Source organism: Mesorhizobium sp. AD1-1, from assembly GCF_020164655.1.
Taxonomy (GTDB): Bacteria; Pseudomonadota; Alphaproteobacteria; order Rhizobiales; family Rhizobiaceae; genus Mesorhizobium; species Mesorhizobium ciceri.
The window spans coordinates 145490-159777 of sequence record NZ_JAIUGP010000010.1 but is presented as its reverse complement, the minus strand read 5'-3'; the positions used below and the strand labels follow the sequence as shown (position 1 = coordinate 159777).

9 protein-coding genes and 1 tRNA gene are annotated in these 14288 nt (G+C 62.1%); 6 read left to right on the top strand and 4 right to left on the bottom strand.

The window, feature by feature from the left end; translation table 11 throughout:
* Positions 1-12: 12 nt before the first annotated feature.
* The 4 genes from LB519_RS19780 to LB519_RS19765 all read right to left on the bottom strand — a co-directional run bounded on the left by LB519_RS19780 (position 13) and on the right by LB519_RS19765 (position 7104).
* A complete protein-coding gene (locus tag LB519_RS19780) occupies positions 13-4623 on the bottom strand; it encodes an autotransporter domain-containing protein (RefSeq protein ID WP_224620917.1) in 4611 nt (1536 codons plus the stop codon).
* A 227-nt stretch (positions 4624-4850) separates the two neighbouring features.
* Positions 4851-5975, bottom strand: a complete 1125-nt coding sequence (locus tag LB519_RS19775) for a helix-turn-helix transcriptional regulator (protein ID WP_224620916.1) — start codon at positions 5973-5975, stop codon at positions 4851-4853.
* 229 nt (positions 5976-6204) lie between these two features.
* Positions 6205-6294, bottom strand: a tRNA-Ser gene (locus LB519_RS19770).
* A 474-nt stretch (positions 6295-6768) separates the two neighbouring features.
* Positions 6769-7104: a hypothetical protein gene (locus LB519_RS19765; RefSeq protein WP_013531580.1), complete on the bottom strand. Its 336-nt coding sequence runs from the start codon at positions 7102-7104 to the stop codon at positions 6769-6771.
* Between the two features lie 377 nt (positions 7105-7481).
* On the opposite strand from LB519_RS19765, the gene LB519_RS19760 reads away from it, so the two are divergent.
* The 6 genes from LB519_RS19760 (at position 7482) to LB519_RS19735 (ending at position 14286) form a co-directional block, all read left to right on the top strand.
* Positions 7482-8714: a septal ring lytic transglycosylase RlpA family protein gene (locus tag LB519_RS19760; protein WP_013531579.1), complete on the top strand. Its 1233-nt coding sequence runs from the start codon at positions 7482-7484 to the stop codon at positions 8712-8714.
* Between the two features lie 103 nt (positions 8715-8817).
* The gene (locus LB519_RS19755; RefSeq protein WP_027161640.1) at positions 8818-9984 is read left to right on the top strand and encodes a D-alanyl-D-alanine carboxypeptidase family protein; all 1167 of its coding nucleotides are present in this window, start codon (positions 8818-8820) and stop codon (positions 9982-9984) included.
* A 140-nt stretch (positions 9985-10124) separates the two neighbouring features.
* Positions 10125-10799: a dTMP kinase gene (tmk, locus tag LB519_RS19750; RefSeq protein ID WP_027161641.1), complete on the top strand. Its 675-nt coding sequence runs from the start codon at positions 10125-10127 to the stop codon at positions 10797-10799.
* Positions 10796-11851 (top strand): DNA polymerase III subunit delta', encoded by a 1056-nt coding sequence (locus LB519_RS19745; protein WP_063168013.1) that lies wholly within the window; start codon positions 10796-10798, stop codon positions 11849-11851. Before tmk ends, LB519_RS19745 begins: the two co-directional genes overlap by 4 nt.
* 90 nt (positions 11852-11941) lie before the next feature.
* A complete protein-coding gene (gene metG / locus LB519_RS19740) occupies positions 11942-13492 on the top strand; it encodes a methionine--tRNA ligase (protein WP_224620915.1) in 1551 nt (516 codons plus the stop codon).
* Positions 13492-14286 (top strand): TatD family hydrolase, encoded by a 795-nt coding sequence (locus tag LB519_RS19735; protein ID WP_224620914.1) that lies wholly within the window; start codon positions 13492-13494, stop codon positions 14284-14286. The genes metG and LB519_RS19735 overlap by 1 nt, the downstream gene beginning before the upstream one ends.
* Positions 14287-14288: the final 2 nt, after the last annotated feature.

The window sequence follows — 14288 nt, the reverse complement described above, 5'->3', positions numbered from 1 at the left end:
CCCATCCCCCAACTAGAACCTGACCGCGAGATTGGCTTTCACGCTCTGGTCTGCGGCGCGACTGCCGAATTGTCCCCCATAGGTGAGGCCGAGCGTGGCATTGTGTGCGATGGCGATGTCGAACCCGACATCGAGTATCAGCCCGTCCTTGGCGATCGGCACGCCCGCGACGGTGAATGATGCGCCGCCGGCGAATGCGAAGCGCGACAGCGGTACGGTCTCGCCGAAGGCATGGCGCCAGCCGAGCGTGCCGCGAACCGTCGCCGCCATCTCGCCGACGGTGAACTCGCCTGAGGCATGTAGGCCGAGCGTGGTGAAGATCGCATCGGTGATTGCCGAAGCGCTTGTCAGCGTCGCCGCGCCGCCTGTCTCGGTGAAGCCGTCAGTCCGGAGGTTCACATAGGCGAGATTGGCGAAGGGCTCAAAGCCTAAATTTCCAGCATGGATACCATAGCCCAGTTCGCCGAACACCTGCGCCGTTCCGGCGCGATAATCTGCCTTGAGGCTGTCATTGAAACCGGGGAAAGTGACGGAGCGGCTCGTCGCGATGTCGTGCCATGTATAGGATGTACCGGTGCGCAAGCCGAGCGTGCCGCCCCCAACATCCCAAGTGGTGCCGCCATAGAGGCCGAGATGATAGTTGTCGCTCGAGCCCGACGAGGCGCGGTCTTTCACATCGAGGTTGGTGCGGCTGTATCCCGCCATGATACCCAATCGCCAGGTGTCGAAAATGGCGGCGTCACCGCCAGCCAGGAAACCGCCAGTCGAGCGGTCAACGCGGGCAGCATTGCCGTCGCTGCCAGTATGGCCCCATGAACCAAAGCCCTGACTCCAGAGGGCGAAGCGATCGGTGTCCGACGCCACTGCAGCGGTCGTATTGGGATCGAGCGAGACATAGGCGCCCGCAGCACCGCCATAGGTCTGATCGGCGTAGGCCATGACCGGAGCGGCCGATGCACCGACGATACCGAAAGCGGCCCGGATGCGGTTCGTCGCCGCGTCGCGCAGAAGACGGCTATCTTCGATGAGGGAAGTCTGCGCCGAGGGATACACCTCGCCCGAGAGCTGGTCGAAGGCATCACGTGCCTGCACGTCGGTCGCGAGGTTGAGGATGACGTTGTACAGGGATCCGGATGTCGGCAGGCTCTCGAGCCCCCCAGCGGTTGCGATCTGATTGCGGGTCAAGGCTGCGTCGGTGAAGTTGCGGTACTTCAGGATGTCGAGATAGGCGTTGTTGGTGTCATAGGTATCGACAAGCCTGAGGAAGGCGGTGTTGACAACTCCAGTCAAGGCAGCGAACTGCCCGGTCAGCCCGGCATCGGCGGTCAACACCGTATAGCGGGTGCCCGGCACCGCAATGCCGCCCGCGGCGTTCACGGTCAGCGTCGCGCCAGTGATCGTCGCGGTGCCGGAGGTGCTGAACCTGTCGGCCTGGCCGGCCGTGTTGATATCGATCGCCATGATGCTGCCAGTCGCGAAAGCGGCATTGCCGCCGGTTTGCCGGATCACATCGCCGGCGCCAGCGTCGGCCATTGTCAAGGTGCCTTGATTGGTGAACTGAAACAGATTGGTCCATTGCGTCGTCTCCGCGACGCCGGCGGAGTTTCCACCGACGGCGGTCCCGTCGTTGACCAGCCTGCTGGCGCCACCGCCGAAATCACTGGTTCCACCGGCGCCGTTCCAGTTCCCGTCGTTGGCGAACAGTGTCGCGCCGCCGGCAAACTGCGCTGTACCGACGATCGAACCGGCGTTTGTGAGCGCCATCGTCGCGGCATTGGTCTCGATCGCCGCATCGCTGGACAGTCCGGAAAGACTACGGATCGCGCCCGACGAGGCGACGTTGATGGCGCCCGTCCCACCAGTCAAAGTCAGGCCACGCGTCGCGCCCGTCACCGTGCCGGCGACTTGCACATCCACTACGCCGTTGCCCGTCGCGACGATGCCCTCGGCCGACGTTCCGGTCACCGCGCCATTGGCGATCACCGTGATCGCGCCCGTGCCAAGATTGGTTGCCTGGATACCTGTCGTACCCGAGACATTGCCATTCGTCGTCACATTGATCGTGCCAGCGCCCACCGGATTGTCCTGGAGCGCGAAGATCGCCGTAGCCGCAGTTGCGTTCACAGCACCCGTTATCACCGCGACATTGCCGGCCGAGCTTTCAGCGTCGATACCTCGACCAGTCGTCGCGGTGATCGGACCAACCGCCTTCACGGTCACCGAACCTGTACCGACAGTCCCTGCGACAATCCCGCTGCTCGCGTCGATCGCGCCGTTCGCCGTGACATCGACGTTGCCGTTTCCCGAGGAAAGGCCAGCGAAGATACCGGCGCCGCCCGCCTTCACGTCGCCGTTCGCCACGATCGTCACATTGGCCGTCGCCGACAGCGTCTCAACGTCGATGCCGATCCTGCCGGCAGCCAGCGCCGTCACCGCGCCCGTCGTGACGCCGATGTTGCCGCCCGTCGCCGTGTCGCGCACCACGATGCCGCCGCCACTCGTCGAGCTGCTGGCGCCGGATATATCGACCGTGACCGTGCCCGAACCATTGTTCTGAATGTTCACCGCATCGCCGCTGCCGCCGACGAAGCCGCCCGCGCCCGTCACCGAGATGTTGCCCGTGCCGCCGCCACCACCAATCAAGGTCAGGCCGGAACGCGCGCCCATCACCGTGCCGGCGACCTGCACGTCCACCGCGCCACCACCGTTCGCGACGATGCCGTCAAAGGATGTGCCGGTCACCTCACCATTGGCGATCACGCTGATCATGCCCGTGCCGGAGTTACCTGCGAGGATGCCTGCAGTGCCCGAGACATTGCCGTTGGTCGTCACATCGATTGTGCCTGTGCCTGTGCCGGTCCCTATTGCATAGACCGCCTGACCGCCCGTCGAGGTCACCGCACCCGTTGTTATCGAGACATCGCCCCGGCCCTGAGCGAAGACGCCAAGGCCCGACGCCATTGTCGCGGTGACCGGTCCCATCGCCTTCACCGTCGTCGAGCCGTTGCCCAAGTTCTGCGCGATAATGCCGTTGCCTGCGTCGATGGCGCCGTTCGCCGTGATATCGATGTTGCCAGTTCCTGTGGAGGAAACTCGACCCAAGATACCGGTATTGCCCGCCTTCACATCGCCGTTCGCCACGATCGTGAGATTGCCTGCCGTCGAAGACGACTGGACGTCGATACCGAACATGCCAGCAGCCAGCGCCGTCACCGCGCCCGTGGTGACATCGATGGAGCCACTCGCCGCCGTGTTACGCACCACAATGCCTGAGCCCGCCGTCGAGTTGCTGGCGCCCGAGATATCGACCGTGACCGTGCCCGAACCATTGTTCTGAATGTTCGCCGCATCGCCGCTGCCGCCGACGAAGCCGCCGGTGCCCGTCACCGAGATGTTGCCCGTGCCGCCGCCACCACCAATCAAGGTCAGGCCGGAACGCGCGCCCATCACCGTGCCGGCGACCTGCACGTCCACCGCGCCACCACCGTTCGCGACGATGCCGTCAAAGGATGTGCCGGTCACCGCACCATTGGCGATCACGCTGATCATGCCCGTGCCGGAGTTACCTGCGAGGATGCCTCCAGTGCCCGAGACATTGCCGTTGGTCGTCACATCGATTGTGCCTGTGCCTGTGCCGGTCCCTATTGCATAGACCGCCTGACCGCCCGTCGAGGTCACCGCACCCGTTGTTATCGAGACATCGCCCCGGCCCTGAGCGAAGACGCCAAGGCCCGACGCCATTGTCGCGGTGACCGGTCCCATCGCCTTCACCGTCGTCGAGCCGTTGCCCAAGTTCTGCGCGATAATGCCGTTGCCTGCGTCGATGGCGCCGTTCGCCGTGATACCGATGTTGCCAGTTCCTGTGGAGGAAACTCGACCCAAGATACCGGTATTGCCCGCCTTCACATCGCCGTTCGCCACGATCGTGAGATTGCCTGCCGTCGAAGACGACTGGACGTCGATACCGAACATGCCAGCAGCCAGCGCCGTCACCGCGCCCGTGGTGACATCGATGGAGCCACTCGCCGCCGTGTTACGCACCACAATGCCTGAGCCGGCAGCCGCCGTGATATCGCCGGTGGCATCGACATCGATCGAGCCCAGGCCATTCTGCTTTATTGCGAAGGCATCGCCACTGCCGTTATTGGTGATCGCGCCGCTGCCTATGTACGTGATCAGGTTGGAGGCGGCATCGATATTGAGTGCCGCGGTCCCGCCGGCTGTTGGCGTGTTGCCCGCATCGACACTGATCGTGCCGTTGTTGACGACCATGACGGCGCCATTGCCGGTATTCTCGATCGCGAGGCCAAATCCGCTGACCGTCGCCCCGGCATCGATCGCGAGGTGGGCCGTAAACGGTGAAGAAAATGAATAGCCCCGGTCGTTGGGAGGAGCAGCCGGATTGACGGCATTGACCGTGGAGGTGGTGCCGCACTGCACATCAGTTCCCAGAGTGACCGTACATGCCGCCTGCGCCTGCGGGGAAAAGAAAACAGCCGAGCCGACGAAACCGGCCATGCCGATTGCGAAACGCAGTGCCGAGCGACTGGCCTGCGAGAGGAGTTGCGCGCGCAAGGAAACGAGTGGGTAGGCTTTGTCTGCCGAAAAACCGTAGAGTCTCATGATAGGCCCGCCCCATCGTCCAATAAATGCAATCTGCCGTCATCAGAACAGCCCAAGCAAAGCAATGCTTCGAGCAAATCAGTGCTTCAGATTCGCAATAACGGATGATGGGTGGGCGATATATATATCAAATGCCATAGACCGGCCAAAGAGTGGCGCACTGTCGCTGGCTCGCCACAGTCGCAACGCCCTGCACTCGAAGAACCTTAATGTGCTATTGCAGCTTGTTAGGGCAGAAGACGAAATGCATTCAGCAGCGCAATGAGCTGACTCTGCCTCTGCGTATCTGTCTTGCGAAAAATCTTGTCCAGATGAACGCGTGCGGTGCCGTAGGCCATGTTTTCCCTGATCGCTATTTCCTTCAAGGACAATCCGCTTGCGAGCGCGAGCGCGACGGAAGCTTCTTTCCCTGTCAGCCCAAAGGTTTTTCGCAGTTGATCGGCTAAGCTCGTCGACAGGGCCAAACGTGATTCGCGCGCCAGCACCACCGCGCAAGGTCCAGCCGACAGGCCGAACATCTCGCCGTCGGGCAACAATCCAATCGACAATACCAGTTGGTCGCCGCGCTCCGACCGCAAGATCAAATCGGCAGCCGAAATGGGAAACTCGCTCTCGTCCACCCGGCAGACTCGTGCGACCGCACGTTGCAGCATTTGGGTTTGCGTGGAATCGGAGGTGGCCAGATGGCCACCGTTCGCCGTCAGCAGAGTGATCGGCTGTACCAAAAGTCTTTGCGCGGCGTCATTCATGTCAAGGATGCGCAGGCGCGGATCGACGATAAAGCCGGCGAAGGGCAGGTGGCCGAGCAGCGATCGGAGCACAGGTCGCGCCTCGAAATGTCGGCCCAAACCCGCAGCGCGCTGCAGATGAGGCGTGATCAGGGCGAGCATCGTACGATCATCGGCGTCGAACGCCGGCTGCCCTCGGCCTCGCTGCACGTCGAAAAACCAGTAGTTCTTTTCCGACGCGCGCAGATTGCAGAACATGCCGTCATACATGTCCTGCGGCATCATCCATTCGTTCCAGACGGAGGTGCGTTCAATACGGTGCCGCCCAATCAACTGGGTGTCGCTAAAAACCCGGCCAAGCGGCGCGGCCACACGCGGCGCAAAGAGTTCGTTGGTCGCGAAATGGTCAAGGAAAATCCTGTCCCAATAGGGGTCGCGGCTCGGTGAGACGCAAAAGCTATCCTCGACATTGGCCCAGTCGATGCCCGAGAAACAGGCTCTGGAGCCATGAAACATGGCTTGCAACTGAAGGACCACGTCAAGCCAAATCGATTGATCGTAGGCGGCCTCATATATGCGACCGATCACTACCGACAGGCGCTCGTGAGAGATCGAATATCCCATAAGCCTTGCGAAATATACAACCAGAATGAAGTGTTAGCATACCTCTGATTGCGGTCGATGCAAGGGATAGAACGTCGAATGAGCAGGGGGGTTACCAGTGCTGACGCCCAAGGTCAGGAGAAAGCAGACATGATGTTTGACGCTTCGCCCTTACGTCCACGGAGGCGGAAATCGGCGTACTCAGTTCTGTATGTTCTGTATGCTCTGTATGCTGCCCTTCTCGATCGAATGGCGGAGGAAGTGGGATTCGAACCCACGGTGAGCTTGCACCCACGCCGGTTTTCAAGACCGGTGCCTTAAACCGCTCGGCCATTCCTCCATCGTGGTTTTTCAACCATTTGGGCAGCGCGGGGCCAACTCGTTTGGCCTGTGGCACCGGATTGGCACCGAAGGCGCTCCCGGCTGGTTCACGCCTCATTCCTGTAAAGCGGCATTGAGGGCTGCGTCAACCACCACTGTGTCGGTTCCTGCCGTCGTTGCAGGCTCTGAGTTTGTCGGAATCGAGCACCGGAACTCGCTATCGCATTGGTGCATGATGAAGAAGGAGCCCGCCGACTGGCGATGTACAGGTTTGCGCGCGAACACAAGAAGCCTGACGCTGGAGGGCTTTCGTGCAGGCCCAACCGAGGGCGCGACCTACCGACCAAGCCATCCTCGGAATTGAGCGGAGGGAATCCCTACGGGTCAGCCTCTTGGGACAGCTGCGGTATCCCGCAGAATTTAACTTTCGCCAAGGGAACAGCTACTGGTGAGGAAGGCCGAAGCTGCAAATCGGCTCCGGCCTGTACGGTCCTCAGTCTTTGCAATTTTCGTCCGCCTTTGCCGCCGCGGCCTTATCACCGTGCTGCTGCGCCTCGATGTCCTGCTGCGAGGTTGCAAGGTTTTTGTCGCCGCCGCCTTCAGCGCCCGCCAATGGCATCGTGGTGCCATCCTTGGCGGCTGGCTTGTTCGCGTTGCCCATGGCCTTCGGAGTCTCTAAAGGCGCGTGGGTTCCATCTTTCGAAATACCGGCGGTCTGTCCGGCATCGGTCCCGGTGTTCGAAGCTGACTTGTCCGGACATGCGGCGATCGCAGACCCGGCAGAAAGCGACATCGCGATCGCGACCATCAATGAAGTCATTTTCATCATGCTCGTCCTTCTGTTCGAGTGCCCTGCGGATGAAACTAGCGGCGCATTTCTTTGTTCCGGCGGTGGGTCCGCTGCCCGACAAAGCCCGGTCAACCGGCAGACACGGCGGGCAGGAGCGAAGCCAGGCTTTCTGTGGCAGAGGGCATCACATCTCTCGCGTGGAAGCACGAAAACCGTTACTTTTCAGAGAGCTCTTACGGTGGAGACGCCACAATCTTGCCCGGTTGCGGCCACAATCGGTTAATACCGTGATAAGCAATTCCTGCGCACAAAGGATCGGGGTTTTAAGCGTCGTTGGTATTGTCGGGTGAGTGTTTTGGCTCCTCTGGTGGTTGAAGGCGACGCCTTGAGTTGAGACTGAAGGGGACATCAGGAAAATGCAGGCTGTGACGCCACCGCGTCTTCGTCGCGCTGCTACCGTCGCGTTGTTCGCCATGTCGGCCGCCTTGCTGGCTGCCTGCGCGTCGCAGCCTGAGCCGAAAGCGATGGTCAACAAGAAGACCCGCTCCAAGGAATATTTCGCCGAATCCGAATATGGCGTGAAGGCAAGCCCGCGTGTGATCTCCCGGAACGGGCGCATCCAACGTGGCGGCGGCAGGGATCAGCTTGGCAAACCCTATCAGGTCCGCGGCAAGTGGTATTACCCGAAGGAAGACAAGCGTTACGCCAAGGTCGGCTTGGCCTCCTGGTATGGCGATGCCTTCCACGGCCGGCTTACCGCCAATGGCGAAGTCTACGACATGACCCATCTGACGGCGGCGCACCCGACCATGCCGCTGCCAAGCTATGCCCGCGTCACCAATCTCAAGACCGGCAGTTCGGTCATCGTTCGCGTCAACGATCGCGGCCCATATCACGAAGGCCGCATCATCGACGTATCGGAGCGCGCTGCCCAGATGCTTGACTATGCCAACACCGGCACCGCTCAGGTAAAGGTCGAATATGTCGGCCGCGCGCCGCTCGACGGCGATGACGACCAGTATCTGATGGCCTCCTATCATCCCGGCAACAGGGCGCCGGACCCGTCGGATGGACTGCCGACCGGCGTCATGGTCGCCATGAACGGCCCGTCGCCAAGCCTGCCTGCCGGCACTGCTGCCGTGCCGTTTCCGGGCCAGTTGACCGATTCCGGTTCTGTCCAGCCGATCATGTCGACGCAGTCGTCGGCCTATGGCGATCTGGCGCTTCCGGATTTCGGCCCGATCGTGCCGGAGCGTCCGCAGATCAATCTGCCGCCGCAATCGCCGTTTGCCGTGGCCTCGCTGTCCTATGCCGACGAGCGGGTCGAACGCACCTCAAATGCCTTCGCCGCGATGGGTGGCGACGGCATGTCGCCGGCCGATGTGCTCCAATCATGGAAACGGCAGCCGCCAACGGCCGGTCCGTCCACTGACTACGTCGCGGCTGGTTCGTTCGAGGATGCAGCGGAGGCCAAGCGTGTTGCCGCTGAGCTTGCCGCATACGGCAAGATCGAGATCCAGCGTTCGGAACTCGATGGCGAGGATTGGTATTCGGTCAATCTCTATCCCGATGGCCACCGCAATCTCGATGATTTGCTGCAGGCTGCCTGGTCGCATGGCGCGCCCGATGCGCTGGCTGTGCGCAACTGAGCGCAAGCCTGATGGGATTTCCGCTGCGCGGTTGATCCGCCGCGCAAAAAGCCTGATACTTTTCGCGGGCTTGCCGGCGGTGCCGGCCAACGGGTCGAACATCATGCAATTTCGCTTGCTCCCGCCTCTCGCCGGGCTTCTGGTTTTAGGCTTGCTGCTGTTTTTCCAGGCTCCGGCCGGTGCACAGCTGTTCGAGACCAAGGCCGCGCAGGCCTTCATGATCGATGCCGAGACCGGGACGGTGCTGTTTTCCAAGGAGGCCGACAAGCCGATACCGCCGGCCTCGATGGCCAAGCTGATGACCATGGAAGTGGTTTTCAACGCCATCAAATCCGGCCGCCTGAAGCTCGACGATACGTTCGTGGTCAGCGAGAACGCCTGGCGCAAGGGTGGCGCGCCTTCGGGAACATCGACGATGTTCGCCAAGCTCAAGTCGTCGATCCGGCTCGAAGACCTGATTCAGGGCGTGACCGTGCAGGCGGCCAATGACGGCTGCATCGTCATCGCCGAAGGCATGTCGGGATCCGAAGACAATTTTGCCGCGCAGATGACCGAACGCGCCCGCCAGATCGGCCTCAAGACGTCGACTTTCGTCAATTCGACCGGCCTGCCGGCGGATGGTCAGCAGACGACCGTGCGCGAGCTGGCGCAGCTCGCCCTGCACCTGTGGCGCGATTATCCGGATTTCTATCGCTATTATGCCCAAAAGGATTTCACCTGGAACAAGATCTCACAGAGGAACCGCAATCCGCTGCTGGCGATGGACATCGGCGCCGACGGCCTGGCGGTCGGGGCGAGCGAGGCAGCCGGTTTCGGCATCGTCGGTTCGCTCAGCCACAATGGTACCCGCGTGATCGCGGCGATGAGCGGGCTGGCCTCGGACAAGGAGCGCGCCGAGGAAGCGCGAAAGCTGCTCGACTGGGGTGTCCGCTCCTTCGAGAAGACTGAAATTTTCGCCAGGGACGAGGTGGTTGGAGAAGCCCAGGTTTTCGGCGGCGCCAAATCCGGGGTGACGCTGAAGGCAAAGGGACCGATCGACATCTTCCTGCCGATCACCAACCGCGACAAGCTGACGGCCAGGATCGTCTATGACGGCCCGGTTGCAGCACCGGTGGAGGAGGGGCAGCCGGTGGGTGCGCTGCGCGTCTGGATCGGCGATACGCTGAGCCAGGAGACGCCGCTTTTCGCAGCCGAATCGATCGGCGTCGGCACGCTGCCGCAGCGCGCGCTCGATGCAGTCAAGGAACTGGCGATCGGCTGGCTGCGCTAACGCATGTCGCTCAAAACCAGCCATGGTTTTGGGGAACGACATGCATAAGGGCAAAAAATCGACGGCATGGACGTTTGGCCCAACGCGGACTATCTAGAGCGCTACAATCCCATTCAGCCATGGACAAGAAGGCCTCTCGGTTGGCACGCGGTTTTTTCATCACCTTCGAAGGCGGCGAGGGGGCAGGCAAGTCGACGCAGATCGAGCGGCTGGCCAGGAAGATGCGCGCCAAGAAATACGACGTGCTGCTTACCCGCGAACCCGGCGGCTCGCCGGGCGCCGAAGCGGTCAGGCATGTGCTGCTGTCGGGCGCAGCCGAACCGTTCGGGCCGAAGATGGAAGCGCTGCTTTTCGCCGCCGCGCGGTCCGATCATGTCGAGCAGGTGATCCGGCCGGCGGTCGAGCGTGGCTCCATCGTGCTTTGCGACCGCTTCCTCGATTCCTCACGCGTCTATCAGGGCGTCACCGGCGGCATCGATCCGGCGTTCATGGATGCGCTGGAACAGGTCGCCATCAACGGCATGATGCCGGACATGACGCTGATCTTCGACATCGACCCAGCGGAAGGCCTGAGGCGCGCAACGCTGCGGCGCGGCGCCGAGGCAGTCGCCGACCGTTTCGAAAAGGAGACGCTGGCGATCCACCAGGCCCGCCGCGAGGCGTTTCTGGCGATCGCCAAGGCCGAGCCGGAGCGCTGCATCGTCGTCGACGCAGCCGCCGAGCCCGACGCGGTTGAGAACGTCGTCACCGCGGCGGTGTTCGCGGCGCTGGCGGCGAGAACGCCGGCACGCGACAGGCAGGCAACGCCGGCATGATCTTCGAGCGCATCGCACCCGAGCAGCATGACACGCTCGACGGCGTGCCGGAGCCCTCCGAAACGCCCCTTCTGGTCGGGCACGGCCAGGCTGCAGGCGTGCTCACCGCCGCCTATCGCGCCGGCAAGCTGCCGCATGCGCTGATCTTTTCCGGGCCAGTCGGCATCGGCAAGGCGACGCTCGCCTTCCACCTTGCGCATCATCTGCTGAAGCACCCGGATTTCGCGCAGGCGCCGGAAAGCCTTGCCGCTCCCGATCCGGCGTCGTCGCTGTTTCGCCAGATCGCCACCGGGGCGCATCCTTCCGTGCTGCATCTGACCCGGCCGCTGAACGACAAGACCAAGAGTTTCAAGACGGTCGTCACCGTCGATGAGATCCGCAAGGTCAGCCGCTTCCTGTCGCTGACCTCGCATGACGGCAGCTACCGGGTCGTCATCGTCGACCCCGCCGACGACATGAACACCAATGCCGCCAATGCCTTGCTGAAAAATCTTGAAGAGCCGCCGGCACGGACTCTGTTCATCCTGATTGTCCACGCGCCGGGCAGCCTGCTGCCGACGATCCGGTCGCGCTGTCAGGTGGTGAGATTGAACCCGCTCGACGCCGACGACCTGATGACGGTGCTGGAAACGACCGAGCCGGCGCCGCCTGAGGATCCGGCGGCGCGCGCGGCACTGGCCGAGCGGGCAGGGGGCAGCGCCCGCACCGCGATCCTCTTGACGCAGTATGGCGGGTTGGAGATCGCTTCGACGCTCGACGCTCTGGTCACCGGGAAAAAGAGCGATGTCGGCGGCGCGTTCCGCCTCGCCGAAGCCGTGGCCGGCCGCGATCAGGCGATCCAGTTCGATATCTTCAACCGCCGGGTGCTAGACCTGTTGTCGGACGCGGCAAGCCAGGCAGCACTGGCTGGCGATCTCGCACGAGCCAAAACGCTGTCGGACACTTGGCATGAGGCGCTGGACGCTATATCTGAGACCGATACTTACAATCTCGATAAGAAGCAGCACGCCTTGATCATGATCGACCGCCTGAATTCTGCAATGCGAATGTGACTGGGTTTCCTGGATCGGGATGGCAAATGCTGCCTCGATACGATATCCACCGCCACGCCTTTCCATTCAGACATTCATGACGGTTCATTCATGTCACGCGACAAATTCTACATCACCACCCCGATCTTTTATCCGAACGGCAAGCCGCATATCGGCCACGCCTATACGGTCATTGCAACCGACGCCCTGGCACGCTTCCAGCGCCTGGACGGCAAGGACGTCTTCTTCCTGACCGGCACCGACGAGCATGGCCTGAAGATGCAGCAAACTGCCGAGAAGGAAGGTATAACGCCACTGGCGCTGGCCGACCGCAATTCGGCGATTTTCCACGCAATGACCGAGGCGATGGGCGGCTCGAATGACCAATACATTCGCACGACCGAACCGCGCCACTACGAATCCTGTCAGGCGATCTGGAAAGCGATGGCCGCCAATGGCGACATCTATCTCGACCGCTATAGCGGCTGGTATTCGGTGCGCCAGGAAGCCTATTTCGACGAGAGCGAGACGACGCTCGGCGACGACGGCGTGCGCCGCGAACCGCTTGGGTCGCCGGTCGAATGGAACGAGGAAGAAAGCTATTTCTTCCGGCTTTCCGCCTATCAGGACAAATTGCTGGCGCTTTATGAGAGCCAGCCCGACTTTGTCGGTCCGACCGAGCGCCGCAACGAGGTGCTCAGCTTCGTCAAGTCGGGGCTGAAGGATCTGTCGATCTCGCGCACGACCTTCAAATGGGGCGTGCCGGTGCCAGGCGACGACAAGCATGTGATGTATGTCTGGGTCGACGCCTTGACCAACTACATCACCGCCGCCGGCTATCCCGACACAAAGGCCGAGCAATGGCACTATTGGCCGGCCACGCACATCATCGGCAAGGACATTGTCCGCTTCCATGCGGTCTATTGGCCGGCATTTCTGATGTCGGCGGGCATCGAGTTGCCAAAGCGCGTCTTCGCGCATGGCTTCCTGTTCAACCGCGGCGAGAAGATGTCGAAATCTGTTGGCAACGTCGTCGATCCATTCGCGATGGTCGAGCACTACGGTCTCGACCAGGTGCGCTACTTCTTCCTGCGCGAGGTGCCGTTCGGTAACGATGGCAGCTACAGCCATGACGCGATCGTCAACCGCACCAATGCCGATCTTGCCAACGGTCTCGGCAACCTGGCGCAGCGTTCGCTGTCGATGATCGCCAAGAACTGCGGCGGCGTGGTGCCGCAGCGCGGCGAGCTGACGGATGCAGACAGAGCGATCCTGGATCAGGCCGCCGCCGCGCTCGACACCGCGCGCAAGGCGGTCGCCGAGCAGGGCATCCATCTGGCGCTGGCAGCTATCTTCGGCGTGGTGGCGGAAGCCGATCGCTACTTCGCCGGCGAGGCACCATGGGCGCTGAAGAAGACCAACCCGGCGCGCATGGAAACGGTGCTGTGGACGACCGCCGAAGTCGTGCGCCGCGTGGCGGTGCTGTGTCAGCCCTTCACTCCGGGCTCGGCCGCGAAACTGCTCGACCTGCTGGCGGTGCCGGCGGAGAGCCGCGATTTCGTGCATGTCCACGCGGATCACGCGCTTGTGCCCGGCACTGCGTTGCCGGTGCCGGAAGGCGTGTTTCCGCGTTACGTCGAACAGCCGGACGCGAACATCTGATGCTCGTCGACAGCCACTGCCATCTGGATTTTCCAGATTTCGCCGAGGAGCGGGCGGCCATCGTCGCCCGCGCTTTAGCCGCCGGAATTGGCCGTATGGTGACGATCTCGACACGCGTGAAGCGGTTTCCGCAAGTACTTGAGATCGCTGAAACTTTCGACGAAATCTATTGCTCTGTCGGCACTCATCCGCACAATGCGGCCGAAGAACTGGATATCACGGTCGAGGAGCTTGTGCGGCTATCCGCGCACCCAAAAGTAGTGGCCATCGGCGAGGCCGGTCTCGACTATTTTTACGACAAGGCGCCACGCGATGCACAGGCGCAAGGCTTTCGCAATCACATCGCCGCCGCCCGTGAAACGGGGCTGCCGCTGGTCATCCATTCGCGCGATGCCGATGCCGACATGGCTGATATTCTCGAGGACGAAACAGGGAAGGGCGCCTTCCCCTTCATCCTGCATTGCTTTTCTTCCGGGCGCCGGCTTGCCGAGGTGGGCGTCGCTCTCGGTGGCTACGTGTCGTTCTCGGGCATCCTGACCTTCAAGAATTCAGCTGAGTTGCGTGCCATTGCCGCCGATGTCCCGCATGCCCGATTGCTGGTCGAAACCGATGCGCCCTATCTGGCGCCCGTGCCGTTTCGCGGCAAACGCAACGAGCCCGCCTATGTCGCCCATACCGCCAAAGTGCTGGCCAAAACGATCGGGGTAAGCGAAGCTGAAATCGCCGATCTGACCACAGATAATTTCTTCCGGCTGTTCGGCAAGATGCCGCGGCCTGCAGAGCAAAGTACCTGAAC